Source organism: Gehongia tenuis, assembly GCF_014384795.1.
Classification (GTDB): Bacteria; Bacillota; Clostridia; order Christensenellales; family NSJ-53; genus Gehongia; species Gehongia tenuis.
Map to the genome: position 1 here is coordinate 192,289 of NZ_JACRSR010000003.1, position 25,451 is coordinate 217,739.

The following is a 25,451-nucleotide window of genomic DNA, read 5'->3' on the forward strand; positions in this document are numbered from 1 at the left end:
CCATAGGCCGCCTGAGCGTCCGAAAAAGATGAAAAAAAGAGGCCAGCTTAGCTGGCCTCTTTGATTTGGTCGTCCTCTGAAAAAAGGTGCCGGTTCTCTCCGGATTTGAGCCCGAAGAATCCCGCCGCTAAACCGGCCACCAGAAGAAGGATGAGCGGAATCGTCCAGCTGGCGGTGGCATCGTAGATGGCGCCGATCAGCATGGGGGAGAAGGCGGCGATGCCGTATCCAATGGACTGGGACATGCCGGAAAGCTCCGCGGCCTGCCGGGGGTTGGCGGCGCGAAGGCCGATGATGGTCATGGCCAGAGCCATGGTTGCGCCGGCGGCAAGCCCGGAGAACACGGTGCTGGCATAGAGCATGATATCGCCCTGTCCAAACAGGAAACCCAAAAGCCCCACCACATGGCAGGCATAGGATACGATAACCAGCCCCTTCTGGTTCTTGGCACGGCCGGCCAAAATGGGAATGATGAAGGAGGAGGGCAGACTGATATACTGGAAGATAAGTCCGATATAACCGCCTGCCTCTGCACTCATACCCCGGCTCTGTGCGATGGTGGGCAGCCAGGCCACATAGGCGTAAAAGAGGAAGGACTGGAGGCCCAGCATGAGCGCAATGCTCCAGGAAAGCGGCGATTTGTAAACCGATTTATCCTTGCCCGAGGGATGCCCCGCAGGTCCCGCGGACTGACTATTCTTTTTGGTGATCTGGGGAAGCCAAATCACGATGGCTAAAATCGCGAAAATTGCCCAAAAGCAAAGGGAATGGCGCCAGCTGCCCAGGGCCTCTGCCAAAGGTACGCTGAAACCCGATCCAATGCCGGAGAACACCGCCATGGCTGTGGTATAGATGGCGGTAAGAAGGCCGATCTTGGTGGGGAACTTCCATTTGATCATGCCGGGAATGAGCACGTTGCCCACGGCGATGCCGCAGCCCATGATGGCCGTACCGGCGAACAGGCCGACAGCACCTGTGTAGGAGCGAAGAATCTCACCGCCCAGAATAAGAAGCATGCCATAGAACATGGTGCGTTCCATTCCAAGACGCTTGCTCATCCGTCCCACAAAAAAGGAGACGACAGCAAAGGCGACCAGGGGAATGGTGGTGATAAAACCGCTCACTGCGCTGGAGAGATTGAGATCGGCGCCGATATAGCTGACCAGCGAGCCCACCGCAGTGATGGGTGTACGTAGGTTTGCGGAAAACAAAATGAGACCGAGGAGAAGCAGCCAATTTTTTTTGTTTTTCACGAGGTCACTTCCTTTACATATGCTTGTCCCAAAAAAGAGATGAAGAAAAGGCTTCGCAGGGAAGCCTTGACTTGGCTAAGCGGTGACGGCCGAATGGGATATGGCAATGGCCAGCTTTTCAATGTCGCCGGCGCCCAAAATCAGCACCATATCGCCTGGCGTGCAGTGATCCGCCAGATGGCAGGAAATGGTGTCAAAACTGTTCAGGAAAATGGCTGACTGTTTTTCATTGAGTCTTTGTGCCAGCCGTGCGTCGTTGTTTTGACCATCATTCGGCTCCCGCGCCGCATAAATGGGCGCCACGATAACCTCATCGGCGTCGCTGAAGGCGTCAACGAACAGTTCAAAGAGTTTCGCCGTGCGGGTGTAGGTGTGGGGCTGAAATACGCACCAAAGACGTTTGGGATGAAGCGCCCGGGCGGTAGCCAGCGTCGCTTTTACTTCGGTGGGATGATGGGCGTAATCGTGATAGACGGATACGCCGGGCATCAGTTCGCCCTCCAGCTCAAAACGGCGGTGGGTGCCGGTGTAGGCCTCGAGACCCCGCTGAATATCCTCGATGCCAAGCCCCATCTTGAGGGCAACGGCCGAAGCGGCCAGGGCATTGAGTACGTTGTGGCGGCCGGGCACGGCCAGGGCGATTCTGCCAAGGCATGTGCCTTCAACAAAAAGATCAAAGGAAAAATGACCGCGGTTATCGCAATCGAGGTTTTTGGCCTGCACATCATCGCCGCCTTCCACCCCAAAGGTTTCCTGGGCCGACGGCGCGCTTTTGAGCACCTCCAGGGTGTTGGCGTCATCGGCCAGGCCAATGGCAAGGCCGTCCTCGGGCAGAAGAGCCAGATAGCGCTCAAAGGAGCGCTTGATGTGGTCCATATTTTTGAAGTGGTCCAAATGATCGAGATCCACATTGAGCACCACGGCAATGGTGGGATGGAACTGCAGAAAGCTGTCCACATATTCGCAGGCCTCAAAGATGAAGATTTCACCGTTGCCAGCCTTGGTGTTTCCTCCGATGAGATCGAGCTCCCCGCCGATATGGATGGTGGGGTGGAGGTTTGCAAGCTCCAGGATGCAGGCCGTCATGGAGGTGGCCGTGGTCTTGCCGTGAGTTCCCGCAATGCCGATGCGAACGGGGTACTGCTTCATAATCTCGCCCAGCAGAGCGGCGCGTTCCATCTCGGGAATACCCAGCTCCCCGGCCCTTTTTCGTTCCGGATTGTCGGGCTTGACCGCTGCCGTGTACACCAAAAGATCGGCATCGTTGACCAGCTGGGGCTCGTGGCCTTGCTGAATCACGGCGCCAAGATCCTCCAGCCTTTCCGTGAGATTGGTGCGGTTGATATCCGAGCCGGTCACTTTATAGCCGCGGTGCAGCAGAATCTCCGCCAAACCGCTCATGCTGATGCCGCCAATACCCACAAAATGAACTCGGCGGCCCTTGTAATCCTCAAGATTGATCATCAAGAAACCTTCCTTCCCATTGTCTCAATATGTTATTATACGCGCAGACAGGAAAATTTACAATTTTTTTTGTAGACATTGGCTTTTTAGGAAAGATGAATTATAATAGAAAAAAGGAAAAGAACATTCGGAAAAGGAGTTGCCATGGAAAGGGTCAAACGTAACGAGCGGATCGGTGTGATCATGCAGACGCTGTCCAGAAAACCCAGCCAGGTTGTCCCCTTGTCCTATTTTTGTGAACTTTTTGGGGTCGCCAAATCCTCGGTGAGTGAGGATATCGATCTTGCCCAGGCCACCTTCGAGCGCTACGGCCTTGGGGAGATATCCACGGTGGCCGGAGCGGCGGGAGGCGTATTCTACCGCCCCAAGCCCAAAAAGGAAGCGGTGGAGGATTACCTTGCCGGACTATGCCGAAGGATCAATGAGCCCTCCCGCATTCTTCCCGGCGGTCTGCTCTATATGATGGATTTTTTGTTCAACCCTGTGGATACCCAGACCATGGGCGAGATCATTGCCGCCGGATACGCCCATGTGGAGCCGGGCGCCGTGGTGACCATGGAGACCAAGGGCATTCCGGTTGCCATGATGACGGCAAGGTTCCTCAATGTCCCCCTTATCATCTGCCGCCGTGACAACAAGATCACGGAAGGCGCCGTTTTGACCATCAACTATGTGTCCGGCTCCAGTGACCGGACCATCCGTACGATGTCGCTGGCAAAACGCCTGGTGAGCGGTGTGGACAAAGCCCTTATCGTGGACGACTTTATGCGGGGCGGCGGCACGGCCAAGGGTATGCATGAGCTGATGGCGGAATGCGGCATTGAAGTGGTGGGCACAGCGGTCATCATTGAAACGGAGGAGCCGGCTCAAAAGCTGGTTACCGGCTGCCGGGCACTGCTCAAGCTTAAAAGCGTGGACGAGGAGCACAGCGCTGTACATATCATACCAGCTTGGAACATTTAGAAATAGGCCGCGGATTTTCCGCGGCTTCATTTATACCATTGACTCTTTTTGAACGCTTTTTAGAGGTGAAAGGGATTAAATTTTGCAGAAAAATGTCAAGAAAAAATTTTCTTACCAGCAGGAATTGAATTCCCAAATGAAGAATAGAATCGTAAACGTTTAAGGGAGGGTTGATCATGATCATTACAGATATCCGCGTAACTCCAGTCAAAAGCGATGGAAAATTGCGGGCATTTGTTGCCGTGACCCTGGACGATGAAATTGCCGTCCATGGGATACGGATCGTGGAGGGCCAAAATGGTCTGATTATCGTTATGCCCTGCCGCAAAACACCGGATGGGGAGTATAAAGATATCGTCCATCCCATTAACACGGCAGCCCGGACAAAACTGCAGGACAGAATTTTAAGCGTTTACCATGAAATGGTGGACCCAGTCAATCCGGATTAGACGGTTAACGTTTTCTGAGGAAAAGAGGAAACGATGCCTGGACGGCCTTCGGGCCGTCTTTTTTTGTGCCGGCTCCAGGGCTGCTTGACAGGCCGGGTGGCATCGCCTACAATTTGAGTGTATGACTTAATTTATGCGCTTTTGTCCGGTCTAGGCATCAACATCGAATGGAGAGGATAGATTCATGGATACCAGCGTTGTGATTTTGGCAGCGGGCGAAGGCACCCGCATGAAGAGCGCCCTGCACAAGGTGCTGCATCCCCTGGTGGGTAGGCCCATGATTCAGTGGGTGATGGAGGCGACCCGGGGGGTCAGCGATAAGCCCGTTGTGGTGGTGGGACACAAGAAGGAATCGGTGATGGATGCGGCAAAGGGCGCGCTGTTTGCACTCCAGGAGCCTCTTCTGGGAACGGGACACGCCATGATGGCCGCCATGCCGAAACTGGCCGATAAAAAAGGCTATGTACTGGCCGCCGCTGGGGATATGCCTCTCATTCGAGCCGAAACCTATGAAAAAATGGTGGACCTTGCCAAGGCGAAGAACGCATCCTGTGTGGTGATGACCACTCTTTTGGAGAACCCTGCCGGCTACGGAAGAATCGTGCGGGATGGCGAGGGCCGGATTACCCGGATCGTCGAAGACCGCGATGCCAATGAAGTCCAAAAGCAAATCTGTGAGATCAACAGTGCGGTTTACTGTTTTCATATTGAAAGCCTATTGGAGAAACTTCCTAAACTTACGAATGACAATGCACAAAATCAATATTATCTCACCGACGTGATTCAGATGATGGCTGAAGGCGGTGAACGGGTGGAGGCCCTGGTGGTGGACAGTGATGAATGCCAGGGAATCAATGACCGCGTCCAATTGGCCGCGGCTGAGGCCGTTCTGCGCCGCCGCATCAACGAAAGACTCATGCGTGAAGGCGTGACCATAATGAATCCTGAGAACACCTACATCGGGCCGGAAGTCGTTGTCGGCCGGGATACGGTGATCTATCCCGGCAATCATCTCGAGGGCAGAACCCGCATAGGGGCGAATTGCATTCTTTACCCCGGAAGCCGTATTCTTAGTAGCGAGGTGGGCGATGGCTGCACCGTGCAAAGTGCCGTAATGGAGGGCGCATCGGTGGCTGAAAATACTACGGTGGGTCCCTTCGCTTATCTTAGGCCCAACAGCTTCGTGGGCAAGGGATGCCGGATCGGGGATTTTGTTGAGCTTAAAAACGCCAGGATTGGAGACGGCTCCAAAGTATCCCATCTCACTTACATCGGTGACGGTGTGGTGGGAGAGCGGGTAAACGTGGGCTGCGGCGTGGTGTTCTCCAATTATGACGGCAAGAAAAAATACGTCTCCACCGTGGGCGACGACGTTTTTATCGGCTGCAATGTCAATTTGGTGGCTCCCGTGCAGGTGGGCGACGGCGCCTACATCGCTGCCGGTTCCACCGTGACCACCGATGCTCCGGGCGGAGCCCTTTACATCGCCAGATCCCGGCCTACCATCAAAGAGGGCTGGGTGGATAAATACAAACAGAAGGACCAGAAGGAGGAAGTATGAGAGAGCACATTGGAAACATCAAGATTTTCAGCGGCAACTCCAATCCCGCACTGGCTCGGCAGGTAGCGGACATTCTGGGCGTACCCATGGGACACAGCGTGGTGACCTGTTTTAGTGATGGGGAGATCAGCGTAAACATTCGGGAGACGGTTCGCGGCTGCGACGTGTTCGTGGTGCAGTCCACCAATACGCCGGTGAACGATCACCTGATGGAACTGCTCATCATGATCGATGCGATGAAGCGGGCTTCCGCGGGCCGCATCACGGCGGTTATTCCTTATTACGGCTATGCCAGGCAGGACCGCAAAGCGGCGCCCCGAGATCCCATCACGGCGAAACTGGTGGCCGATCTGCTGCAGGCCGCCGGCGCCGACCGTGTGCTGACAGTGGATTTGCACGCTGCCCAGATCCAGGGATTCTTCAACATTCCGGTGGACCATTTGCGGGGCGTTCCCGTATTGGCCGCCCATTATAAGGAGCGGAACTTTGCTGGTGACGATCTTGTGGTCGTCTCTCCGGATCTTGGCAGCGTGACCAGGGCCAGGGATTTTGCGGGCCGTCTCAATGCGGCGCCCCTTGCTATCATCGATAAGCGCCGGCCCCGTGCCAATCAGGCGGAGGTTATGAACATCATCGGAGAGATTAAGGGCAAGCGTTGCATCCTTCTCGACGACATGATCGATACCGCGGGCACCATCGTCAAGGGCGCCGAGGCGCTGAAGAAAAATGGTGCCACCGAGGTTTACGCCTGCTGCACCCATCCGGTGCTGTCCGGCCCCGCCATCGAACGCATTGAGAACAGCTGCATCAAGGAACTGGTGGTTACCGACACCATCGTTCTTCCGCCGGAGAAAAAGCTCGACAAGATCAAGGTCCTTTCCATCGCGCCCGTACTGGCCACGGCCATCCAGCGCATCTATAAGGATCTGCCGGTGAGCACGTTGTACGCGTAAGGGATATTTATGAAAGCACTTTGGTTTGATTTGGATGGAACGCTGCTGCCAGTGGACCTGGACTTCTTCATGGAGCACTACCTGCATGACATCAGCGCCTATGCCAAGGATCTGGTGGATCCAAAGGCCGCTCCTGAGATGATCATGAGGTCCACCTATGCCATGATTGGCAATATGGACCCTGCCGTAACCAATGAGGCGGCTTTTGCTGCGGATTTTGAGAAGCGCAGCGGCTGTGCCTGGACCCGGCTGAAACCGCTTTTTGATGTCTATTATCGGGACGAGTTCCCCAAACTGGGCACGCGGATCGAGATGGACGGCTGGGCAGAGAGAATTGTGGCGGCGGCCAAGGCCAAGGGATACAAGCTGGTGGTGGCGACCAATCCCCTGTTTCCGCGGGATGCCATCGAGGCGCGGCTCCACTGGGTGGGACTTGATCCCGCCGACTTCCTTCTGGTGACGACCTATGAGGTCATGCACTTTTGTAAGCCCCATTTGGCCTACTATGAGGAGATTGCCAGCATGACGGGGCTTTGCCCGGCTGATTGCATGATGATTGGCAACGACAATCGTGAGGACATGGTGGCCTCCAAGCTGGGCATGAAGACCTACTTTGTGACCAATAACGCGATCACCCATGGCGAGCCCATCCGGGCGGACCATGAAGGCAGCCGCGAAGAGCTGGTCGCTTTTATTGAAGCACTGCCGATGGCGGATTGATTCGCCCGGCTGTGGGAATATTGGATAACAGTATGCCGGGGGGCGAGAGCCTCCCGGCCATAACTGGTTTGGAGGAGACATGAAAATCATCGTTGGTCTGGGCAACCCTGGGGAGAAATATGCGAGAACCCGTCACAATGTGGGTTTTGATGTGGTGGAAATTTTAAGCGAGCGAAACCGCATCCCTCTTGGCCGCGTCCGCCTGAAGTGCCTTTTGGGCGAGGGGAGGCTGGGCGCGGAACGGGTGGTGCTGGCCCAGCCCCAGACCTTTATGAACCTCTCCGGTGAAGCGGTGGTGCAGCTGGTGAACTGGTACAAGATGGAGCCGCAGGATGTGCTTGTCATCTATGACGATGTGGATCTGCCCCTCGGCCATGTGCGCATTCGAAAAAACGGCAGTGCAGGCACCCACAACGGTATGAAGTCTGTGATCGGATTGTGGGGGGAGGATGGGTTCCCCAGAATTCGCGTGGGCGTGGGGGGGAAGCCCCAGGGCTGGGATTTGGCAGATTATGTCTTGTCCCACTATCCCAAGGAGGAACAGGAAACCATCTCCGAGGCGTATACAAACGCGGCCAGGGCTGCGGAAGTGTTCGTGACCCGGGGCATCGAGGATGCCATGCGGGAATACAATACCAGAAAGCCCCCGAAGCCCCAAAAGGAGGCTTTGGATAAGCCAATGAATGGAGAGGTGAACGGGTGAGGGACTGGCTGCTTAAACCGGTGATGGCGGTGCCGGAAACGGCGGAACTGAAGGATGCCAGGGGAGAGATATGGATCAGCGGAATGGCCGATGGGCAAAAGGTCCAGCTGACGGCGGGACTTTGCGCTTTTCCGGCTCTTTTTGTGACGGCTGACGATGGCAGGGCCCGCCACCTGGCGGAGGATTTCCGGTTCTATTTGGGGGAGGATGCGGCCTTTTATTTTGACTCCCGGGAGATCACCGGCTTTCAGGTGGAGGCTGCCAGTCGCAGCCGCACTCTGTCCCGCCTCGAGGTGCTCAGCCGTCTTGTGGATGGCTCGGCCAAGGTGATCGTGGCGCCGCTTGAAGCGGTCATGCTGGCGCTCACTCCGCAGGAAATTTTTGCGGGGAGCTGCAAAACCCTAAAACCCGGCGATGAGCTGGATCCTTACGGCCTTATCGGTCAGTTGATGGCCATGGGCTATGAACGGGTGGATATGGTGGAGGGTCCAGGCCAGGTGGCCATGCGGGGCGGTATAATGGATGTCTACTCCATCCGCTGTGACAATCCCGTCCGGATGGAATTCTTCGGGGATGAGATCGATTCCATTCGAAGTTTCAATGCGGAGACCCAGCGCTCCATCGAGAGTGTGAAGGAAGCCGTCCTTTGGCCTGCCGGTGAAGTCGTGGTGACGGAGGAAAGCCGGACGCTTGCCATCAAGGGTCTCAGGGATGAACAAAAGAAGCTGCGCCGCCGCTATGCGGATCCAAAGATCGTGGAGCGTATGGAGGAACGGCTTTCCATCGGCATTGCCGATCTTGAAAGAACCGGGCGTTTCGAGGGAATGGACAACTTCTTGCCATATTTCTACCCCAGAAGCGCCACATTGCTGGATTATATTCAAAACGGTCGGGTCTATCTGGATGAGCCCTCCCGCATCCGGCAGCGGGCGTCGGATCTCAACGCCACTCTGGCGGAGACCTTCAAGTACGATTTGGAATCGGGCCGTTACCTGCCGGATCAAATCCACTGCCGGGTTCCCTTTGAGACGCTTTTGGCCCAGCTCATGCAAAATGGTTATGTGGCCTATGCCCAGATCCTTTCCCGGGTGGAGGGATTTCAGCCCTCTGAGCTCTGCAAGGTGGAGGGGCGTTCGCCGCTGTCCTTCCTCGGGCATATGGATCAACTGGGCGATGAAATCGCTGCAAAGGTGAAGGATGGATGGCGGGTGGTGCTGGCCGCGGGCAGCAGTGACCGAGCCCGAGGCCTTGTACAGGAACTTCAGCGGCGGGATATCTCCGCCCATCTCGTTAAGGCAAAGGAAAAACTCCTTTCCGGCGACGTGGTGGTGGATCCCGGCAGCCTTTCTGCGGGCTACGTATGGCCGGAGGGGAAGCTGGCGGTGCTTTCCGAGCTGGATATCTATGGCAACAAGAAGGCCAGCCGCCGGCGCACGGTGAAGAAGGGCAGCCCCGCGGGTGCAAAGATCACAGCCTACACCGATCTCGAGGTCGGGGAGGCAGTGGTGCATGAGGCCCATGGCATCGGCGTCTATGAAGGCATCCAGCGCATCCTCTCCGACGGCAAATACAAGGACTGCCTGGTCATTCGCTATCAGGGCGGCAAGCTTAATGTGCCCACCGAACAGATGGACCGGGTACAAAAGTACATCGGGTCCGAGGAGGGGCTTCCCCGGCTCAACAAGCTTGGGGGCGCTGACTGGAGCCGCACCAAGAAAAAGGTGGAAGCTTCCATTGAGGAGATGACCGAGCAGCTGGTCGCCCTTTACGCCACCCGGCAGGCTGGTTATGGGCACGCCTATGCTCCGGATACGCCCTGGCAGCGTCAGTTCGAGGAGAACTTTCCCTATCAGGAGACACCGGACCAGATCACCTGTCTTGCGGAGATCAAGGCGGACATGGAACAGGGAAAAGTGATGGACCGGCTTCTGTGCGGGGACGTGGGTTACGGCAAGACGGAGGTGGCCCTGCGGGCGGCCATGAAGGCGGTGATGGACGGCAAGCAGGTGGCGTTCCTGGCGCCCACCACCATTTTGGCGCACCAGCACTACAACACCATGTGCCAGCGTTTTGCAAACTTTGCCGTCAAGGTGGCGGAGCTGTCCCGGTTTTTAACCGCTGCGGAACAGAGGAAGACGCTGAAACGGCTTGCGGAAGGCAATGTGGACATCATCGTGGGGACTCACCGGCTTCTGGGAAAGGACGTAAAGTTCAAGGATCTTGGACTGTTGATTGTGGACGAGGAGCAGAGATTTGGCGTTGCCCACAAGGAGCGGATTAAAATGCTGCGTAAAAACGTGGATGTTTTGACGCTTACGGCCACCCCCATTCCCCGGACCCTTCATATGTCCATGGTGGGCATTCGGGATATCTCTGTACTGGAGACGCCTCCGGAAGAACGTTATCCCGTGCAGACTTATGTTATGGAATACGATGCTGGCGTGGTGCGGGAGGCCATCATGCGGGAGATCGGGCGGGGTGGTCAGGTATATTTTATATACAACCGTGTGGAGTCCATGCCAACGATGTTTAAGCGCTTACAGGAACTCGTTCCTGAAGCCCGCATCCTCATGGCCCATGGCCAGATGCCGGAAAAAGCACTGGAGAAGGTGACCATGGATTTCATGGAGCATGAGGGGGATATCCTGTTATGCACCACCATCATCGAAACGGGTATGGACATCCCCAATGTCAACACCCTCATCGTTTCTGACGCGGACCGCTTTGGTCTTTCCCAGCTCTATCAGCTTCGGGGCCGCGTGGGACGGTCCAACCGCCAAGCCTATGCCTATCTAACCTACCGTCGGGACAAGGTTTTAAGCGAGGTGGCACAAAAGCGGCTGGTGGCGATTCGAGAATTCACCGAGTTTGGCAGTGGCTTTCGGGTGGCCCTTCGGGATCTTCAAATCCGTGGCGCAGGCAACCTTCTGGGTACCCAGCAGCATGGCCACATGTCGGCGGTGGGTTATGATATGTACTGCCGCATGATGGAAAAAGCCATGCGCAGGGTGAAGGGTGAGGAGGTGAAGGAGGAAGCGGATACGCTGATGGACGTGCGACTGGACGCCTATCTGCCCGATGAATTTATTCCTGATGGAAGTCAGAAGATTGAGATTTATAAGCGGATTGCCGCCATCGAAAGCGAGGCGGACAAGGGGGATGTGTTGGAGGAAATCATCGACCGCTTTGGAGATGTGCCTCAGCCGGTGATGAATCTGATCACCATCGCTTATCTCAAATCGCTCAGCCAGAAACTTGGCATCGCATCCTTCGTGCAGCGGGAGGATGAGGTAACCCTGCGGTTCCTTCCGGAGGCCGCTGCCGATCCGGCGAAACTCTTCACTGCGCTGACGGCTTTTCCCGAAGCCAGGCTCATCAACGGGGAGAAGGTCAAGATCCATTTCGTGATGAAGGATTCCGATAAGCTCCTCGACACAGTACAGCGTTTTCTGGAGGCGGCCCAATGATTTAGGCCATTGCAATTCGCGATGGTATTTTGTATAATATAGAGGTTAATGACATCGAAAGGATGGATCGAACATTGAATAGATGGGTGAAAGCGATCGGCCTTGTAAGCGCCATTGCGCTGTTGACCAGCGCGTGCAGCTTGATTGAGATCGATGCTGAAAAGGATGCCAAAACCGTGGTGGCCGTGGTGAACGGCGAGGAAGTTTACAAAGGCGAGGTTTTGGAACAGTACAATAGCTACAATTCCTATTACAACTTTGAGGACGGCACGGAGGAATCCAACGACCTCAAGGCGGAGGTGCTGGACGCGGTGGTCAAGCAAAAGCTCACCAGCCAGTATCTCAAAAATGAGAAGGCCGTGGACAAGCTGACTGATGAAGAGAAGGCTGAGGCCGAGGCGACGGCGGACGAGACGATCAACAACGCCACCGGCTACACCAGTCTTCTTACCAAATATGAAGAAGAGGCCAAGGAGGACCCCTCCATCGACCCTGAGGCCAAGGCCCGGGAAGAAGCGGACAAGATGATCCAGGAGCAATACGGGATCACCCGCGAGCAGGCCTATGAGGAACAGTATTTGGAGCAGGCACGTCTCAAGATTTTGGATGAACTCGGCGAGGCGGCGGAAGTAACCGATGAGGAAGTCCAGACGGAATATGATAAGCTGCTGGAGAGCCAGAAGGAGGAGTTCACCTCCGATCCCACCAAGTTTTACAATCAATTGAAGCAGGCCCAATCCGCTACTGCATCCACCAGTGATCCTGTTGTCTACCAGGTGAGCGGCTATGTGAACGTGAAGCACGTGCTCATTTCTATGGACGATGAGACGAAGGAGGCGATCACCACTTTGCGCAACGAGGGCAAGGATGAGGAAGCGGACGCCAAGCGTGAAGAGGGGCTCGCTGCCATTAAGGCCAAGGCTGATGATGTTTTGAAGAAGGCGCAGGACGGCGAGGATTTCGATAAGCTTATTGAGGAGTACGGCGAGGATCCGGGCATGAAGGCCAATGTGGTCAAGGATGAGGGCTACATCGTCGGTAAGGACACGGGCTACATGGCGGAATTTGAGGAAGGCGCACTGTCCATGAAGAACGTGGGCGACATCACTATGGTGGCCACGGACTACGGTTATCATGTGATGCAGCTTGTCAAGGTGTACGAAGAGGGTCCCGTGGAGATGAACGACGAAACCCGCGCTTCCCTGGAGGCGGCCATCCGTTCCACCAAGGCTACCGCCGAGTGGAACACCATTTTGGCCGAATACGAACGCAACGCTGAGATCAAGACCTATCCCAAGCGCCTGTAATCGATAGAAAAGAATAAGCGGCAGAGCTTTGAGCTCCGCCGCTTTTTTGCCGCAGTAATCCTTAATCGGCAGCCAGGGGGTGGGTCATGGCCGAGGGATCGAGCACTTTTTCCAGTTTCTCGGCATTCATGATGTGTTCCTCGAGTGCGAGCTTGGGAAGCGGAACCCCGGTTTTCAGGGATTTCTTGGCCAGCTCCGCCGCCTTCTGGTAGCCGATGTAGGGGCATAGCGCAGTGGCGACGCCGGTGCTTTCCATCACCAATTTTCTGCAGCGCTCCCGATTGGCCGTAATACCCTCGATGCAGTTCTTTCGAAAGGTGGTGCAGGCCGCGGTCAGGGTGCGCAGGGATTCAAAAAGATTGTCAAAGAGCACGGGCTCAAAGGCGTTGAGCTCCAACTGCCCCGCTTCGGCGGCCATGGTGATGGTGAAGTCATTGCCGATGATATTGAAGGCCACTTGGGAGACGACCTCGGGGATCACGGGATTAACCTTACCGGGCATGATGGAGGAACCGTTCTGCCGTGCGGGCAGATTGATCTCCCCAAGGCCGGTGCGGGGCCCGCTGGACAGCAGCCGAAGATCATTGGCTATTTTGGATAGGTTCACAGCCGAGGTTTTTAAAGCCGCGGATAAGTTAACATAACTATCGAGATTTTGGGTGGCGTCCATCAGGTCGGCAGCCTGTACCAAAGGCTCACCGGTGATCTCGGAGAGCTTGCGGATGACCCGAGCGCGATAGGCGGGGTAGGTGTTGACGGCGGTACCGATGGCTGTACCGCCAAGATTGATGGTGAGAAGCCCTTCGCCGGCCACGCTCAGCCGTTCCACATCCCTTCGCACCGCCGAGGCCCAGGCGCGGAAGGACTGCCCCAGATTCATGGGTACGGCATCCTGAAGCTGGGTCCGGCCCATCTTGATGACATCGTCGAATTCCTCGCCCTTGTCTTCCAGTGCGGCACACAGTTCGTTCAGTGCATCCAAGGCGGGAGCCAGCAGTTTCAATGCCGCCAGCTTGCCCGCGGTGGGAAATACGTCGTTGGTGGACTGGGCCATGTTCACGAGATCGTTTGGATGGACGAGAGCGTAATCGCCCTTCCGTCCGCCCATAAGCTCAATGGCGCGGTTGGCCACCACTTCGTTCATATTCATGTTGGCGGAAGTACCGGCTCCGCCCTGTATGGGATCCACAATGAAGGCGTCCATAAGTCCGCCGGCAATGATTTCGCGGCAGGCTGCAACAATGGCGTGGGCAGCTTCAGGCTCAACCCTGCCCGCTTCCCGGTGGACCAACGCGGCTGCCAGCTTCACCTGAGCCAGGCTCACGATCATTTCCCGGCACATTCTGCGGCCGGTAATGGGAAAATTGGTGACGGCGCGGAGCGTCTGTACGCCGTAATAGGCGTCTTCGGGCACGGCCATGGAGCCGATGGAGTCCCGTTCTGATCTGAGTTTCATCTTGATGCGCCTCCCATGCAATGTTCTGATTTTGTCTTAGCATACGCTGGAAGAAGCGGGAAGTAAAGAGCTGCAGCGCACTTTAAAAGAAAGATGCAAAAATTGTGATGAAGGCGTTAGGAATCGTGAAAAATGTGCAAAAATACTTAAATAAATAAGGTGGGGTTCCGAACAAAGGGGCCCAGGTGTCGGATCTGAACAAAAAATAAAAGGCCATCCATTTACATTTCCCTGTTTTTCCTTTATAGTGAAACCAAGGAGGTGCCTCATGGACGCCATTGATTATGATATTTTAGCATTGTTGGTACAAAATGGGCGCATGCCCTTGAAGCAGTTGGCCCAGGAGGTTTGCCTGTCCTCACCGGCCGCGGCGGCACGGGTCGCACGGCTGGAGAAGGAGGGAGTGATCACCGGCTACCATGCCTCGGTGGATTTGCAGAAGCTGGATTATCCGGTCAAGGCCTTCATCAACCTCAGAGTGCGGCCTGATCAGAAGCCAGAATTTTATCCTTTCATTGAAGCCTGTCCCAATGTGCTGGAATGCTGCTGTGTGACGGGACACTATTCCATGCTGATCAAGGTGGCCTTTCCGAGCACCCAGGAGCTGGACGCCTTTATTGGTATTCTTCAGCGCTTTGGGGACACGGAGACGCAGATCGTTTTTTCAACAGCGGTGGAGCCGCGGGAGCTGGCAAAACCGGCTCATGAGCTGTCCAATTAACCCAGCTTGACCGGTTTTCCTTCTTTCAGGAAGGAGAGCGGGCCATGCCCGCCGCAGATGAAGCAGGATTTTCCCGTCCGAATCTCCATTGCGGTGATGCGGGTTATGAGCTCCCTGCGGATGGCGGTGGCCTTTTGGGAATCCACGTTGACACTGGTCATCAGATAGGGGGCAAGAGCGTTAAATTCGGCCTGTTCCGGGGAAAACCCTTGGATATTTACAAGATTGTCTCCGGTGAAAATGGCACGGCCCTCCCGCTCCCAAAAGATCATTTCTCCATAAACGTGACCGCCGCTGCCCTCAAGGACGTCGAAGATGAGATCTCCTACGGCAAAACTTCCAAGGGGATAGAGTTCCCCGTGCTCTTCCGGAGTGTTTTGATCCATCAGCACCATTCTTTCCTCCGGCGGCGGAGCATAGCCGGAGATGATGCGGTTCAGTTTGGTGTATCCATAACAAAACCCTTTCGCCTCCCGGTAATCGGGTTGACCCTGCCGTTGGCGCCTGAAGAATCGGGCGCTTTTTTCATTGATATGAATGGGTGCCGGCAGAATGGATAAAAGTCCGCAGTGGTCCACATCGGGATGGGTGATATAAATGCGTGAGAGCCGATTTTCAAAATTATCGAAAAGGGTGTGGAAGATCTCCTGCATTTCCGGCCAAAAGCGGGCATAGCCGGTATCGATGAGCACGAGCTCATTGTCCGTTTCCAGCACATAGGTATTGCTGCCGCAGGGCGGCTGGATGCTGTGGAGGGTGACTTTGGGCGAAAGATGAATACGCTCAATCTCAGGCTGAAAGGCACGGCCGCGGTGATCGGCTATGAAATGGGCAAAACGGCGGATGTATTCAAATACCTTGCCAGGATTCTCACCGGATTTTTGCAGCAGCTGTAAAATACGGTTGGCTTCAGCGATGAATGCCTGGGTCTCCGCGGGGGGAAGATCGAAAAGAGTGCGCATTTCGCTGGCGAGCCGGATGTAGAAGATGGTGTTGTCCAGTGGGATTTTTGCATCATCGTATTCCAGGATATCGATGGGGTAAAGTTCGCCCAGATCGTCCAGCAGCATTTTGATGACCTCCGGATTTTCAATGAGAAGGCCCATTTGGAAATGCTGAACGCCCGTCCCGTTTTCCTCGGAATTGATGTAGGAGATATTGATGTCGTAACGATCCAGCACCTTGAGGGCGGGCAGCACGGCGCCGGGCACGTCGGGGATAGTCAGCTCCACCATCACCACCCGCGCATCACAAGCGGCTTTACTCAAATATCCAACGGCTCTCAGCTCCCGTTCGATGGCCGCGTGGGCGGCTTCCTCCGCCCGGATATCCAGGAAAAGAGCATGCATGTCCACGGCCTTGTTGTAGCTCACCCGAACGATGTTCCCGCCCTGTTTCCAAATGATCCTGGACGCGAGCAGAAAGGCGCCGGATTTGTTGGGCATGGTGGTCATGTAAGTTTTGACGGTCATGGACAATCCCTCCTTTCCTCATCATAGGCAAAGATCCGTTTATTGGCAACTTTTTGCTAGGATTTGGCTCAATAAAATCTGGAAGGCCGCGCCATAATAAGGTTGAGCTGGCCCATGAGCCCATGGTAAAACTTCAAGATTCAGGCGCATAAAATGCCGGGCTGGTCCAATACTAAGTGCATGATGAACTTGCAATAGGAGGCGTAAATTTGAAAGCAACAGGAATTGTACGCAGAATCGATGAACTGGGCCGGGTGGTGATTCCCAAGGAGATCCGCCGCACCCTGCGCATTCGCGAGGGCGACCCGCTGGAGATCTTCACCGATCGGGACGGCGAGGTTATTTTAAAGAAGTACTCGCCCATTGGGGAATTGGCTGATTTCGCCAAGGAGTACACGGCGTCGCTGTACCAGGCGATGGGGCATATTGCCGTCATTACCGACAAGGACGTGGTTATCGCCGTTTCCGGCGCCCCCAAACGGGAGCTTTGGGACAAAGCCATCTCCACCGATCTTGAACAGATCATGGAGGGCCGCAAAAGCATCGTTGTCAACCGCAACGAAGGTACTTTTCATGACATTACCAGCGATGAGGACGAGAACGCGGCTTACCAGGGTGAAGTGATCGTGCCCATCATCGCCGAGGGCGAAGCCATCGGTTCGGTCGTCCTTTTGACGAAGGATTCCGGCACCAAGCTGGGCAGCATGGAGCAGAAGGTGGCGGAGACAGCCGCGGGTTTTATGGGCCGTCAAATGGAGAGCTGAAGACCGCTTGATAAGGGGGCTGACGGAGGAGAATAACTCTTCCGTCGGCTCTTTTTCTTAGGAAAGGACAAGTTTCCCATAAAAAAGCTTTGGCTTCCCGTTAAACTTTGGTATAATACAATGGATTTGTGAGGTGCGTATGAGTAAAAAGTCCTTTGTCCGAGGCGCCGCCGTTTTGGCCGTCGCGGGCATCATCTGCAAGTTCATCGGCATGTTCTACCGCATACCCATGACCCAGATTCTGGGCAACTACGGCATGGGAGTTTATCAGCATGCCACGCCCATCTATGCTATCTTGCTGGGTCTTTCCTCCAGCGGTATTCCTACCGCCATCGCCTTTTTGGTGGCGGAGCATCTCACCAAGGATGATGAGCGGGGCGCCTGGCGCGTCTTCCGGATTTCTTTCCATCTGCTTTTCTGGATCGGTGTGATCACCACCGTACTGCTCGTGGTCTTCCGAAACACCATTGCCACCATCTACAAGGACCCGGATGTGGTCCTTTCGCTGATCACTTTAGCACCGTCTTTGTTTTTTGTATCCCTCATCTCGGCCTACCGAGGCTATTTTCAAGGCCGGCAGCACATGGCGCCCACGGCCATCTCCCAGCTGGTGGAGCAGGTGGTCAAGCTGGGCATGGGCATGGTGCTCGCCACGGCCTGGCAGACGAAGGGTGTGGAGTACGGTGTGGCCGGCGCCTTTGTGGGCGTCACCCTGAGCGAGGTGGTGGCTCTTTTATATCTTATGCTGGTACAAGCTAAGCAGCGCCATTCCATCATTCATGAACTGGCCAAGCCCATGCCAAGAAGGAGTCAGGAATCCACCAAAAGCATCGCTATCCGGCTGGCCAAATTGGCCATACCGGCCACTGTGGCCAGTGTGATCATGCCGCTGGTGACCATGATCGACGGGGGTATCGTGGCCAACCGCCTGGTGAATCTTTTGGGCTACAGCGCCGAACAGGCTACCACGCTGAACGGGCTGATGGGCAACAAGGTCAATGTTTTGGTGAACATCCCCGCTGTGGTGACCACCTCGCTCTCCATGAGCCTTGTTCCCGCGATTTCCGCATACCGGGCCCAGGGCAACATTAAGGGTATTCGGCGCAACGCCATTCAGGGTGTGCGCCTTGCGATGATGATCTCTTTGCCGGTAGCCATGGGATTTTTCGTGCTGGCGGAGCCCATCATGCTGCTGCTGTTTGGTGCCAGTGATCCGGTGATGGATCAAACGGCGGCCAATCTTCTTAAGATCATGTCTCTAGGCACCATTTTCTTGGCGCTGCTTCATACGATGACCGGTTTTCTGCAGGGCCTGGGCAGGGTGAGAGTGCCCCTAAGGAATCTGTTGATGGGAGGCATCGTCAAGGTCATTTTAAGCTTTATTTTAATTGGCATTCCGCAGATCAATATTTTGGGCGCTGCTATCAGTTCCACGGCATGCTATGGTGTAGCCGGTCTTTTGAACGTGTATGCCGTAAAAAGTGCAACCCGCACCCGTTTTCGGCTGAAGCGAGTGCTGCTGAGACCGCTGTTGGCTTCCGCGGGTATGGGGCTGGTGGTGTGGTTATGCCATAAGCTTTTGGTTGGCTCCTTGGGGAACGCTGTTGCCACGTCTGCGGCTATCTGTGTGGGCATCGTTGTCTATGGTTTTTTGCTGCTGGTCACCGGTGGTGTGAATCGCAGAGATTTGAAAGCCATGCCCGGCGGCGGCAAGCTGGCGAGGGTTCTGGAAAAGACCCATCTATTGCGTAAAGAATAAGGGGGTAGAAGCCGTGGGTAAGATTGTGATTGTGGGTTTGGGTGCGGGAGACCGCGACAGTTTGACGATGGGCGCGCTGGATGTTTTGAAGACGGACAAGCGGATTATCCTGCACAGCGGAAGGCTGCCTGTAGCGGCGGCTCTCATCACCCGGGGGATCGGCTTTGAGACGTTGGATGATCTCTATCGAGACTCGGAAGATTTTGATACTCTGGCGGAAAATGGAGCGCTTCGGGTGATGGAAGCGGTGGAGGATGGCGACGTGGTGTACGGGGCGCTGGGAAGCGGCGTCTACGGAGACGGTGTGGCTGAACGCCTTCTTGAGGTGGCTCGCCGGCGGGACATTCCGGTGGGCATTGTGGCCGGTGTGGACAGTTTGGCTGGGGCTGGCGCTCTTGCCGGGTGCTCGGGGGCTTATCGGGTGATGAATGCCATGGACGTGAAGGACGCCATTTTGGACGGCCGGGAGACACTGTTCGTGCGCGAACTGGACAACCCCCTTTTGGCGGGGGATGTGAAGGTGAAGTTGCTGGAGACCTATCCTGCAGGCCACAGGATCGCTTACGGGTCCGGTTATCAGCTTAGGCTCATCGCTCTTGAGGATTTGGACCGGCAGAAGGATTTGGATCATACCGCCCATATCGGCGTACCCAAACTTAGTGAAGGGGAAAGGCAGCGTTATGATTTCTACGATCTGGTTGCCATTATTGCCAAGCTCCGAGCTCCGGGCGGCTGTCCATGGGATCGGGAACAGACCCACGAGAGCTTGAAGCCCTGCATGATTGAGGAGTGCTACGAGGCCCTGGATGCCATCGACCGCAAGGATGACATGAAGCTGGCTGACGAACTGGGTGACGTGCTGCTTCAAGCGGTATTCCATGCTGAGATCGGCCGGGAGCGGGAGGGTTTTGATATTGGTGACGTGACCACGGCGGTCTGCAAGAAGATGATCGAACGCCACCCCCATATCTTTGGTAGCGTCACCGCTGAGACGGCGGATGCGGTGCTTAAAAACTGGGAAGAAATTAAGAAAACGAGCTACGGGCATCGTACGCACAGCGAGGTGATCGAATCGGTTCCAAAGAATCTCCCCGCCCTCATGTATGCCTACAAGGTGCAGAAAAAGGCGGCCCAGGCGGGTTTTGATTGGCAGGATGTGGAGGGGGCCTTCCCCAAAATCGAAGAGGAGCTGTCTGAGGTTGCTGAGCTTTTGCCGGAAGCCGCAAAGCATCGGAATCGCCTGACGGAGGAACTGGGGGATCTGCTGTTTGCGGTGGTCAATGTATTTAGAAAACTGAAGATTGAGCCGGAATTGGCATTGGATGGGGCGGTAGCCAAATTTATCCGCCGCTTTGAGGCCGTGGAAAAGGCCGTTTTAGCTGATGGAAAGGCCATGGAAGCCTGCTCTTTGGAGGAATTGGATGGTTATTGGGACAAGATCAAGGAATTTGAACACTAAATGGCTAAAAATGCTTGTACAAAGGGAGTTCCATGGTGTATAATAACCTCATTCTATGAAAGAATCATAAATGATTCACCATTTCTGATAGTAGTTTAAGGAGGGCAAACGAATGAACAAAGCTGAACTGGTTGTGGCCGTCGCTGAGAAGGCCGGTATGTCCAAAAAGGATGCTGAAAAGGCTGTTAGCTCTTTTGTTTCTGTTGTAACCGAAGCGCTGGCCAAGCAGGAAAAAGTATCCCTGGTGGGTTTTGGTACCTTCGAAGTGCGTGAGCGTGCCGAGCGCAAGGGCCGTAACCCCGCTACCAAGGAAGAGATCATCATCCCTGCTTCCAAGTCTCCCGTTTTCAAGGCAGGCAAGGTGCTGAAGGATTCCGTACAATAATTTGTGCAGAATAAAAGGTCAGGCATTGCCTGGCCTTTTTTTTCGAGGAGGTTCACATGCGGCTGGATAAATTTTTGAAGGTTTCTAGAATCATTAAGCGAAGAACCGTAGCGAACGAAGCTTGTGATGCAGGCAAGGTTTCGCTGAACGGTCGGTCCGCCAAGGCGTCGACCGCAGTCAAACCGGGTGATATTTTGGAGATTACCCTGGGAGAGCGCACCACCCGCTATGAAATTTTGCAGGTGATAGAAAACGCTGGCAAGGCCCAGGCCGCCGATCTTTATCGGGTGCTGTCATGATTTTTAACGAAGCTATAGCCTCTGACAGCGCCAGAAATGCTGAAGCCCATGGGCCTCAGGGACATGGGGCCTTTTGTCGGGATTATGAGCGGGAGATCTGGGCGCTGGTGGTAGCTGCAGGCCGGGGCGAACGCATGGGTGCGCCGGTCAACAAGGTTTTTTTGGGTGTTGCGGGAGTCCCGGTGCTGGTGCGCACCCTGCTGGCTTTTGAGAGACATCCGGGGATCCATGGTATCGCGTTAGTTTATGGGCCGGGAGAAGCGGAGATCTGTCAACGTTTTCTGCGTGAATTCGGTATCAGCAAGGTGGAGATTATGGCCGAAGGAGGCGCTACTCGCCAACAGTCGGTGGCACGCGGGCTTGGGATCATGCCGCGGGTGCGGGGTGTTCTGGTGCATGACGGCGCCCGGTGCATGGTAACTCCGGAGGTGATCAGCCGCTGTATTGACGGTGTGGCGGATCACGGATCCGCGGTGGCCGCAGTGCCCGTTAAAGACACGGTGAAAATGGTGGCCGACGGACAGGTGACGGAAACGCTGGACCGCACAGCTCTTTGGGCAATGCAGACGCCTCAGGCCTTCCGATACAGCGAGCTTGCTGCTGCTTATGAAAGAGCGGAGCGGGAGGGATGGCAGACCACTGATGATGCGGCCGTCATGGAAAAGGCAGGTCACAGGGTGCGCCTTTGTGCTGGAGATGAAAACAATTTTAAGCTGACCACGCCGGAGGACCTGCTCCGGGCGGAAGGCTTGCTGGGGGGGGCCAGAATGCGGATTGGTTTGGGTTATGATGCCCATAAGCTGACGGAAGGGCGGAAGCTTATTTTGGGTGGCGTGGAGGTTCCTCATGAGTGGGGCCTTTTGGGCCATTCCGATGCGGATGTCCTGGCTCATGCGGTGATGGATGCGCTGCTTGGCGCCGCCAAGCTTGGCGATATTGGCAAGCTTTTTCCTGATAGCGATGAACGGTATCGAGGCATATCCTCCCTTAAGCTGATGCGGGAAGTGGGTGAGCTGCTTCGGAGGGCTGGATATGAGATTGGCAATGTGGACGCGACCATCATTGCGCAACGGCCCAAACTTGCGCCCTATCGGGAGGCTATGGAAAAAAATATGGCGGAGGCCTTGGACGTGGACGAAAATCGCATCTCGGTCAAGGCTACCACCACGGAAAAAATGGGCTTTGCCGGCCGGGAGGAAGGCATCGCTGCGGAGGCTGCGGCCCTGATTACGGGAGGAAAAAGCTGATGGCCAAGGCCAAGACCGTTTTTGTTTGCAATGCCTGCGGTTACGAGACGCCAAGGTGGATGGGCAAATGTCCGGACTGCGGCGCCTGGAATACGCTGGAAGAGGAGGTTCGGGCGCCGGAGGCACCATCCGGTGCGGGAAAGAGGAGTCCTCTGCCGGTCAATTTCACCGCGCCTCAGCGTCTCAGCCAGGTGGAAACAGGGGAACAGATCCGCACATCCACCGGGATTGGAGAACTGGACCGGGTGCTGGGCGGCGGTGCGGTGGCCGGCTCGCTGGTCCTAGTGGGCGGCGACCCCGGCATCGGCAAGTCCACGCTGCTGCTTCAGGTCTCCCATAATCTTGCCAATCAGGGCAAAACGGTGCTCTATATCACCGGCGAGGAATCACCCCGCCAGGTGAAGCTTCGGGCGGAACGGCTGGGCGCCGACGCCGAAAAGATCTATGTCCTCCCTGAGACGGACATCACCGTGCTGGAAGCGGCCATCGCCTCCATGAAACCCGACTATGTGGTGGCCGACTCCATTCAGACTCTGTACGACCCAAACCTCACCTCGGCACCGGGCAGTGTGTCCCAGGTGAAGGCGGTGACCTCCTTCTTCCTTCGGATTGCGAAGGGCGAGGGGATCACGGTGTTTTTGGTGGGCCATGTGACCAAGGAGGGTGCAATTGCCGGCCCCAGAGTCCTTGAGCATATGGTGGATACGGTGCTCTACTTTGAAGGCGAGCGGCACCAGCTCTACCGCATCCTGCGCAGCGTTAAGAACCGCTTTGGGTCCACCAATGAGATCGGCGTCTTTGAGATGGTAGATACGGGCATGGTGGAGGTCAAAAATCCCTCGGCCATGATGCTATCCCGTCATACCCGGGGGGCATCGGGTTCGGCGGTGTTCTGCGCACTGGAGGGCACACGGCCTATGCTGGTGGAGGTCCAGGCGCTGGTGGCAAAGACCGCGTTCCCCGCGCCCCGGCGGACGGTAAACGGCGTGGACTACAATCGTGCCATGCTGTTGATGGCGGTGCTGGAGAAAAAACTCCTCTATCCGCTCAACAGCCAGGATGTTTACATCAACGTGGCAGGCGGCATGCGGCTCACCGAGCCGGCGGCGGATCTCGCCATCCTGGCGGCCATCGCTTCCAGCCTCAAGGATCAGCCGCTGCCCGACGATACGGTGTTTTTGGGCGAAGTCGGCCTCACCGGCGAGATCCGGGGTGTGCCGAACGGGGACAAGCGGGTGATGGAATGCAGGAAGATGGGCTACAACCGTATTTATCTGCCCCATCATCACGCAAGCCAAAAGGTGGAGGGCGTGGAACTTTTCTCGGTACGCCATGTGGCCCAGGCCTTTGCCACAATCTTTAAAAAATAGAGCTTTATCGGAGGAGGCGGAAGCCTCCTCTTTTTGGTTTCCCCTCTACGCAAAAGGCTGGGATTGTGGTATGCTTGTTCAGGGAGGGTTTGAACTTGGAAGCATGGGATAAACATGGGAAATTGATCACCTATTTGAGAGAATTGGGCGATGCGGCGGTAGCCTTCTCCGGCGGGGTGGACAGCACCTATCTTCTTGCGGCCTGCAAGGAAGCGCTGGGGGAGAAGACGCTGGCGCTGAGCGCGGTGACGCCGCTGCAGCCTGCATGGGAGCGGCGGGATGCCTGCGAACTGGCCGGACGCTTGGGCGTAAAGCACCAAAGAGTGGATTTGGACGTGCTGGATAGGGACGCGGTCGCATCCAATCCAGCGGACCGCTGCTATCACTGCAAGAAGGCCATCTTCTCCCGCCTGTGGGAGGAGGCCCGGAAGGCGGGCTTTTCCCATCTTTTGGACGGCGGTAATGTGGACGATTTGTCCGATTACCGGCCGGGCAGACAAGCCGTGCGGGAGCTGGCGGTGTTTAGTCCTCTTGAAGCCGTGGGCATGTCCAAAGAGGAGATCCGGGCAAACTCGAAACGGCTGAATCTTCCAACCTGGGACAGGCCTGCTTTTGCCTGCCTCGCTTCCCGCATTCCCTATGGAACAGCGCTGACAAGGGAGAACCTGGAGCAGGTGGAGAGAGCGGAAGCCTACTTTTTCAAGAAGGGCTTTTCCAATGTACGGGTGCGCCATCACGGCACCATTGCCCGCATCGAGGTGGACCCGGGGGATCGCAGACGTTTCTTCAATGAGCAGTTCCTTGACGAAACGGGCGCTTACCTTAAAAGCCTTGGATTTAAATATGGAGCACTGGACCTATTGGGTTACCGCATGGGCAGCCTCAATAGCGCTTTGGCAAAGGAGGAACGTTCATGACGGAACAGGAGCTTAAGAAATTTCTGAAGGACTATCAGGAGGGCCATGTGAGCCTGGACCAGGCGGTGAAACGAATCAGGAACATGCCCTATGAGGATTTGGGCTTTGCCAAGATCGATCACCACCGAGGCCTTCGGGTAGGCTTTCCCGAAGTGATCTACTGCGCGGGCAAGACGGTGGAGCAGTGTGCGGCCATCGCTTCTCATATGGTGGCCGGAGGAACGGACAATATTTTGATGACCCGCGCTTCCCGGGAAGTCTATGACGCGGTGGCTGCTTTGTATCCCTGGGCCCATTATCATGAAGCCGCACGCATCTGTCATGTGCTGAAGGGCAAGATCGCGGAATCAGAGCGACCTATTGCCGTGGTGGCGGCGGGCACCAGCGATCTTCCCGTGGCCGAGGAGGCGGCGGTGACGGCCTGGGCGATGGGTCAGAAGGTGGAACGGATTTACGACGTGGGTGTAGCGGGTCTGCACCGTCTGCTGGCCCAAATGCCTAAGCTTCGGGAGGCCAAGTGCCTGGTGGTGGTGGCCGGCATGGAGGGAGCGCTCCCCTCGGTGGTTGCGGGCCTGGTGGAGGCGCCGGTAATCGCCGTGCCCACCAGTGTGGGCTATGGCGCAAATTTCGGCGGGCTTTCCGCCCTGCTTACGATGATCAACAGCTGTGCTTCGGGCATCAGTGTGGTCAACATCGACAACGGCTTTGGAGGCGGCTATCAGGCGGCTCTCATAGGACGAATGGCGGAACCCAAATAAAAGG

General features: G+C 55.9%; 22 protein-coding genes. 18 read left to right on the plus strand and 4 right to left on the minus strand.

Features of this window, described 5'->3' with window-relative positions:
- Positions 1-47: 47 nt before the first annotated feature.
- Positions 48-1,253, minus strand: a complete 1,206-nt coding sequence (locus tag H8696_RS08855; RefSeq protein WP_249316791.1) for a CynX/NimT family MFS transporter — start codon at positions 1,251-1,253, stop codon at positions 48-50.
- Positions 1,254-1,328: 75 nt separating this feature from the next.
- Entirely contained in the window at positions 1,329-2,717 is a 1,389-nt protein-coding gene (gene murC / locus H8696_RS08860) for a UDP-N-acetylmuramate--L-alanine ligase (RefSeq protein WP_249316794.1), read from the minus strand.
- A gap of 144 nt (positions 2,718-2,861) precedes the next feature.
- Between murC and purR the strand changes: the two genes are divergently transcribed.
- The 8 genes from purR (at position 2,862) to H8696_RS08900 (ending at position 12,840) form a co-directional block, all read left to right on the plus strand.
- Positions 2,862-3,680 (plus strand): pur operon repressor, encoded by an 819-nt coding sequence (purR, locus tag H8696_RS08865; RefSeq protein WP_249316797.1) that lies wholly within the window; start codon positions 2,862-2,864, stop codon positions 3,678-3,680.
- Between the two features lie 176 nt (positions 3,681-3,856).
- A complete protein-coding gene (gene spoVG, locus H8696_RS08870; protein ID WP_249316803.1) occupies positions 3,857-4,129 on the plus strand; it encodes a septation regulator SpoVG in 273 nt (90 codons plus the stop codon).
- Positions 4,130-4,313: 184 nt separating this feature from the next.
- Complete coding sequence (glmU, locus tag H8696_RS08875; RefSeq protein ID WP_249316805.1) at positions 4,314-5,690, plus strand: bifunctional UDP-N-acetylglucosamine diphosphorylase/glucosamine-1-phosphate N-acetyltransferase GlmU; 1,377 nt, start codon at positions 4,314-4,316, stop codon at positions 5,688-5,690.
- Positions 5,687-6,643, plus strand: a complete 957-nt coding sequence (locus H8696_RS08880; RefSeq protein ID WP_249316807.1) for a ribose-phosphate diphosphokinase — start codon at positions 5,687-5,689, stop codon at positions 6,641-6,643. The genes glmU and H8696_RS08880 overlap by 4 nt, the downstream gene beginning before the upstream one ends.
- Positions 6,644-6,652: 9 nt before the next feature.
- The gene (locus tag H8696_RS08885) at positions 6,653-7,363 is read left to right on the plus strand and encodes an HAD family hydrolase (protein ID WP_249316809.1); all 711 of its coding nucleotides are present in this window, start codon (positions 6,653-6,655) and stop codon (positions 7,361-7,363) included.
- Between the two features lie 79 nt (positions 7,364-7,442).
- Complete coding sequence (gene pth, locus H8696_RS08890; RefSeq protein ID WP_249316811.1) at positions 7,443-8,066, plus strand: aminoacyl-tRNA hydrolase; 624 nt, start codon at positions 7,443-7,445, stop codon at positions 8,064-8,066.
- Complete coding sequence (gene mfd, locus H8696_RS08895; RefSeq protein WP_249316814.1) at positions 8,063-11,533, plus strand: transcription-repair coupling factor; 3,471 nt, start codon at positions 8,063-8,065, stop codon at positions 11,531-11,533. Before pth ends, mfd begins: the two co-directional genes overlap by 4 nt.
- 74 nt (positions 11,534-11,607) lie before the next feature.
- A complete protein-coding gene (locus H8696_RS08900; protein ID WP_249316816.1) occupies positions 11,608-12,840 on the plus strand; it encodes a peptidylprolyl isomerase in 1,233 nt (410 codons plus the stop codon).
- A gap of 61 nt (positions 12,841-12,901) precedes the next feature.
- Here H8696_RS08900 and H8696_RS08905 read toward each other — a convergent pair whose 3' ends face one another.
- Positions 12,902-14,296: an aspartate ammonia-lyase gene (locus H8696_RS08905; protein WP_249316818.1), complete on the minus strand. Its 1,395-nt coding sequence runs from the start codon at positions 14,294-14,296 to the stop codon at positions 12,902-12,904.
- A gap of 268 nt (positions 14,297-14,564) precedes the next feature.
- On the opposite strand from H8696_RS08905, the gene H8696_RS08910 reads away from it, so the two are divergent.
- The gene (locus H8696_RS08910; protein ID WP_249316820.1) at positions 14,565-15,017 is read left to right on the plus strand and encodes an Lrp/AsnC family transcriptional regulator; all 453 of its coding nucleotides are present in this window, start codon (positions 14,565-14,567) and stop codon (positions 15,015-15,017) included.
- Here H8696_RS08910 and H8696_RS08915 read toward each other — a convergent pair.
- The gene (locus H8696_RS08915) at positions 15,014-16,489 is read right to left on the minus strand and encodes an MBL fold metallo-hydrolase (protein WP_249316824.1); all 1,476 of its coding nucleotides are present in this window, start codon (positions 16,487-16,489) and stop codon (positions 15,014-15,016) included. The two genes, H8696_RS08910 and H8696_RS08915, sit on opposite strands and share 4 nt — an antisense overlap.
- Before the next feature lie 209 nt (positions 16,490-16,698).
- On the opposite strand from H8696_RS08915, the gene spoVT reads away from it, so the two are divergent.
- The 9 genes from spoVT (at position 16,699) to larB (ending at position 25,447) form a co-directional block, all read left to right on the plus strand.
- Entirely contained in the window at positions 16,699-17,253 is a 555-nt protein-coding gene (spoVT, locus tag H8696_RS08920; RefSeq protein ID WP_283244954.1) for a stage V sporulation protein T, read from the plus strand.
- Between the two features lie 139 nt (positions 17,254-17,392).
- Positions 17,393-19,012: a putative polysaccharide biosynthesis protein gene (locus H8696_RS08925; RefSeq protein ID WP_249316826.1), complete on the plus strand. Its 1,620-nt coding sequence runs from the start codon at positions 17,393-17,395 to the stop codon at positions 19,010-19,012.
- A gap of 13 nt (positions 19,013-19,025) precedes the next feature.
- Entirely contained in the window at positions 19,026-20,471 is a 1,446-nt protein-coding gene (mazG, locus tag H8696_RS08930; RefSeq protein ID WP_249316828.1) for a nucleoside triphosphate pyrophosphohydrolase, read from the plus strand.
- A gap of 112 nt (positions 20,472-20,583) precedes the next feature.
- The gene (locus H8696_RS08935) at positions 20,584-20,856 is read left to right on the plus strand and encodes an HU family DNA-binding protein (protein WP_249316830.1); all 273 of its coding nucleotides are present in this window, start codon (positions 20,584-20,586) and stop codon (positions 20,854-20,856) included.
- 56 nt (positions 20,857-20,912) lie between these two features.
- On the plus strand, positions 20,913-21,155 hold the full coding sequence (locus H8696_RS08940; RefSeq protein WP_249316831.1) for an RNA-binding S4 domain-containing protein: 243 nt from the start codon (positions 20,913-20,915) through the stop codon (positions 21,153-21,155).
- Positions 21,152-22,402 carry a 2-C-methyl-D-erythritol 4-phosphate cytidylyltransferase gene (ispD, locus tag H8696_RS08945; protein ID WP_249316832.1) on the plus strand — a complete coding sequence of 417 codons (1,251 nt, stop codon included), beginning with the start codon at positions 21,152-21,154 and terminating at the stop codon, positions 22,400-22,402. Before H8696_RS08940 ends, ispD begins: the two co-directional genes overlap by 4 nt.
- Entirely contained in the window at positions 22,402-23,772 is a 1,371-nt protein-coding gene (gene radA, locus H8696_RS08950; protein WP_249316833.1) for a DNA repair protein RadA, read from the plus strand. The genes ispD and radA overlap by 1 nt, the downstream gene beginning before the upstream one ends.
- Before the next feature lie 95 nt (positions 23,773-23,867).
- Positions 23,868-24,689: an ATP-dependent sacrificial sulfur transferase LarE gene (larE, locus tag H8696_RS08955; protein WP_249316834.1), complete on the plus strand. Its 822-nt coding sequence runs from the start codon at positions 23,868-23,870 to the stop codon at positions 24,687-24,689.
- The gene (gene larB / locus H8696_RS08960; RefSeq protein WP_249316848.1) at positions 24,686-25,447 is read left to right on the plus strand and encodes a nickel pincer cofactor biosynthesis protein LarB; all 762 of its coding nucleotides are present in this window, start codon (positions 24,686-24,688) and stop codon (positions 25,445-25,447) included. Before larE ends, larB begins: the two co-directional genes overlap by 4 nt.
- Positions 25,448-25,451: the final 4 nt, after the last annotated feature.